General features: G+C 73.2%; 4 protein-coding genes. All 4 read left to right on the top strand.

The window, feature by feature from the left end; genetic code table 11:
• Nucleotides 1–859: ATP-binding protein (locus tag Q7W29_08205; protein ID MDO9171799.1), on the top strand; the 859-nt coding region annotated here is incomplete at its 5' end.
• Nucleotides 856–2,274 carry a sigma-54 dependent transcriptional regulator gene (locus Q7W29_08200; protein ID MDO9171798.1) on the top strand — a complete coding sequence of 473 codons (1,419 nt, stop codon included), beginning with the start codon at nt 856–858 and terminating at the stop codon, nt 2,272–2,274. The genes Q7W29_08205 and Q7W29_08200, both read left to right, overlap by 4 nt.
• Nucleotides 2,271–2,897: an outer membrane beta-barrel protein gene (locus tag Q7W29_08195; protein ID MDO9171797.1), complete on the top strand. Its 627-nt coding sequence runs from the start codon at nt 2,271–2,273 to the stop codon at nt 2,895–2,897. The genes Q7W29_08200 and Q7W29_08195 overlap by 4 nt, the downstream gene beginning before the upstream one ends.
• A 113-nt stretch (nt 2,898–3,010) precedes the next feature.
• The coding region (locus Q7W29_08190) for an ATP-binding protein (protein MDO9171796.1) at nt 3,011–4,188 on the top strand (1,178 nt) is incomplete at its 3' end.

Genomic DNA, 4,188 nt, shown 5'->3' with positions numbered 1-4,188 from the left:
CGCCCTGCTGGCGCGCGGCGTCGTGGGCCCGCTGCACGCGACCGCCCGCGCCGCCGACCGCCTGGCCGCCGGCGACCTCGAAGCGCGCGTCGAGGCCGATGGTCCCGGCGAGGTGGGCGCCCTGGTGCGCGCCTTCAACGGCATGGCCGCGCGGCTGGGCGCGCAGCGCCGCGAACTGGCCCGGCTCGAGAAGCTGGCTGCCTGGCGCGGCATGTCCCGCATCCTCGCGCACGAGATCAAGAACCCACTGACGCCCATCCTGCTGGCGGTGCAGGAGGCGCGCGGCAGCTACCGCGGCGGCGACGAGGCGCACGCCGCCGTCCTGGCCGACTGCGAGACGATCGTGCGCGAGGAGGTCGAGGGGCTGCGCCGGCTCGTCGCCTCGTTCGCCGACTTCGCGCGCCTGCCCGCGCCGGAGCCCCGCGACGACGACCTGCGGCCGCTGCTCGACGACCTGGCCCGCCTCTACGGCGAGCGCCTGCAGGTCGAAGCGGTCGCCGGACCGCTGCCCGGCCGCTTCGACGCCGAGGCCCTGCGCCGCGCCCTGATCAACCTGGTCGACAACGGCCTGGGCGCCTGCGCCCGCGCCGGCCGGCCCGAGCGCGTGCGCCTGCAGGCCGCGTGCGCCGACGACGCCCTGGTCGTGAGCGTCGTCGACGAGGGCGACGGCATCCCGCCGGAGAACCTCGAGCGCGTGTTCGACCCCGACTTCTCGACCCGCGGCGGCATGGGCCTCGGCCTGGCCATCGTGCGCGGCGTGGTCGAGGGGCACGACGGGAGCGTCCGCCTGGAATCGACGAGCGGCCGCGGCACCACCGTCATCGTCCTGTTGCCGACCCTCCCGCAGGAGGCCCGATGAAGCAGCGCATCCTGATCGTCGACGACGAGCCCAATATCCGCCGCACCTTCGGCATGGTGCTGCGCACCGAGGGTTTCGCCACGGAAGAGGCGGGCACGGGCGAGGACGCCCTGGCCTTCTGCGAGCGGGAGCGCGTCGACCTGGTCGTGCTGGACGTGCGCCTGCCCGGCATCGACGGGCTGGAGACGCTGCGCCGCCTGCGCGCGCGCGACCCGCAGCTGCCGGTGGTGATGATCTCCGGCCACGGCTCGATCGCCACCGCGGTGGAGGCCACGCGCGAGGGGGCCTTCGACTTCCTGGAGAAACCCTGTTCGCGCGAGCGGGTGGTGCTGGCGGTGCGCAACGCCCTGCGGGTGCGCGCCCTGGACGGCGAGGTGCGCGCTCACGGCGAGCGCGAGCGCGGCCGCCGGCTGATGATCGGCGAATCGGCGGCGCTGCAGGCCATCCGCGAGCAGATCCGCCTGGCCGCGCCCCCGCCCGCCCGCATCCTGATCCACGGCGAGAGCGGCACCGGCAAGGAGCTGGTCGCGCGCGCCCTGCACGACCTGAGCCCGCGCGCCGGCGGTCCCTTCGTGAAGGTCAACTGCGCCGCGATCCCCGAGGAGCTCATCGAGAGCGAGCTGTTCGGCGCGATCAAGGGCAGCTACACCGGCGCCGACGCCACGCGCGAGGGCAAGTTCCAGCAGGCCGACGGCGGCACCCTGTTCCTGGACGAGATCGGGGACATGAGCCAGCGCGCCCAGGCCAAGGTGCTGCGCGCCCTGCAGGAGGGCGAGGTCGAGCCCGTCGGCGGCCAGGGGACCGTGGCCGTCGACGTGCGCGTGATCGCGGCCACCAACCGCGACCTCGAGCGTGACGTGCGCGCCGGCCGCTTCCGCGAAGACCTGTTCTTCCGCCTCAACGTGGTGCCGGTGACGGTGCCGCCCCTGCGCGAGCGCCCCGGCGACGTGCCCCTGCTCGCCGAGCACTTCCTGGCGCGCTACTGCGACGAGAACGCCCTGCCCCCGCGCCGCTTCCACCCCGACGCGTTGCGCCTGCTCGCCGGCCTGCCCTGGCCGGGCAACGTGCGCGAATTGCACAACGCGGTGGAGCGCCTGGCGATCATGGCCGCCGGGGAGGTCGTGGGCCCCGAGGACCTGCGACGCACCGGTGTCATCACCGCGCCCGCCGCCGCGTCGGCGCCCGCCGGGGCCGGGCCGCTGCGCCCGCTGTCCGCGGCCGCGGTCCAGGAGCTGGGGGGGCTGGTGGAGGCCCGCCGCCGCTTCGAGGCCGCCACCATCGCCGCCTGCCTCGCCGAGACCGGCGGCAACGTCTCGCAGGCCGCCCGCCTGCTGAACATCGACCGCACCAACCTGCACAAGAAGATCCAGGCCTACGGCCTGGACGCCACACCCGACGAAGGAGACACGCCATGAACGCCCGACGCACCCTGCGGCACGTGACCGCAATCGTCCTGCTGATCTGCCTCGCCGCCGCCGCGCCCGCCGCGGCCGAAGGCGACTTCGGCGGCCGCTGGCTGCTCGGCTTCGACATCGTCTCGAGCACGGTCGGCGCCAACGAGGACGCCGCCACCCTCTTCATCGAGGAGACGGCCCCCGGCGCCGGCCTGCAGATCGGCTACCTGTTCACGCCGAACTTCCAGGTGCGCCTGTTCGCCGCCGCGGCCGAGCACGAGACCAGCGACCCGGACGTCAAGATCCGCGTCGGCGGCGGCACCTTCGACGCCGTCTACCTGTTCCGCGCCGGCCAGAAGGTCCGCCCCTACGTCTTCGGCGGTCTCGGCGGCTTCACCGTGGAGTCGCAGCAGGCCGACCTGCTCTACAAGGCCGAGGGCCCGGGCATGGCCCTGGGCGGCGGCGTCCACGTGATGCTGAGCCGCAAGGTCTCCCTGCACGGCGCGCTGCGCTACGAGGCGATCAACTGGGACAAGGTCACCGCCACCTACGAAGGCTCCGGCGGTTCGACGTCGGTCACGGTGCCGGTCGACGAGGAGGGGACGGCGGGGAAGGTGCTGGTGGGGGTCGTGTTCTGGCTGTAGGCGGATCGAAGACATCCCGCTGGAGGAGGGAGGCGCGCGGGCGCCTCTCTCGTTGTATCCGGGATGGTCGTGTCCTAAGCTGCCCGGATCCGGGCCGAACGATGGAGGACCGCTTGCCCCCGAAACGAAAAATACCGAACGACAGCCTCCGCGGCACGGTCCGTCCTCACGATCCGTTCGAGCTGATCCGTTGGCTCGCCTATTCGCAGCCAGACCCGCGCAAGGCCCTGGCCGAACTGGTCCAGAACAGCCTCGACGCCGGTGCGGGCAATGTCCGCATCACCCGCCTGCGGGTGAAGGGCACGCCCTGCCTGCGCATCTGGGACGACGGAAACGGCGTGATCCCCGAGTTCGACCGCACCGCCGCCCTGCGCTTCATCGCCACCAACATCGGCCACTCGCGAAAACGCAATCTGTCGGTGCAGGAACGCCACGCCCTGATGACCCAGGGCCAGTACGGCATCGGCCTGCTGGGTTTCTGGAGCCTCGGCGAGCGGCTGGAGATGCGCACCTCGGTGCCCGGGCAACAGCCCATGCGCCTGGTGCTGCACCGCGACGACTCGCGGTTCGAGATCGAACCCCTGCGCGGTCGCCTGCTCCTGGACGAACGCTGGACCGAGATCCTGGTCCTGGGCATCCATCCCGGCGCGCAGTCGATCCTGCCCGGCCGTCGTGCCGCCGACTATCTCGCCGCCGAGCTGCGGGGGCAGCTCCTCTCGCGGGACGTGAACCTGGTCTACGAGGACCACATGTCGCGCGGCCGTGCGCAGAAGGTCATCACCATCCGGCCGCGCCGGTTCCTAGGGGAGAAGCTCGCCGGCTTCGATTCGCTCGAGGTGCCCGGCCATGCGCCGATCCGGCTCGAACTCCACCTGCGCAGCCCGGCGACCGCGGCCGGCACCGCCGCCGACGACGGGGCAGGCGACGATTCCCTGGCCGTCTATGCCGCCGGCACCGCCGTGGCGCGCGGATTCGCCGAACTCGCCTCCCTCGGGCTGGACCACGCGCCCTGGACCGACACCCGACTGAGCGGCATGGTCGATTTCCCGGATTTCACCGTGGCCCCGGGTTCCCGCCGGGGGGTGGTGAACGACGCCGCGGCCGAAGCCTTCGCCGTGGCGCTCGCCTCGCTGGAGCCCGCCCTCGTCGCGACGCTGGCCGAGATCGACCGCCGCCGCGCCGAGGAACTCGACCGCACCCTCATCCGCGACCTGCAGCGCGCCTTCCGCGACCTCCTGCGCTCCCGCACGCGTTACGTGCTGCCGCAGGTGGCGAGCCGGTCGGCCGAGCG

This window comes from bacterium (assembly GCA_030654305.1).
Classification (GTDB): Bacteria; Krumholzibacteriota; Krumholzibacteriia; order LZORAL124-64-63; family LZORAL124-64-63; genus PNOJ01.
Note: the sequence above shows the minus strand (reverse complement) of the source record. Positions and strands in the feature narration are given on the sequence as shown.

Bases quoted from the DNA above. Each gene is read 5' to 3' on its own strand.
- Q7W29_08200 (MDO9171798.1), top strand. From the start codon at position 856: ATGAAGCAGCGCATCCTGATCGTCGACGACGAGCCCAATATCCGCCGC.
- Q7W29_08195 (MDO9171797.1), top strand. From the start codon at position 2,271: ATGAACGCCCGACGCACCCTGCGGCACGTGACCGCAATCGTCCTGCTG.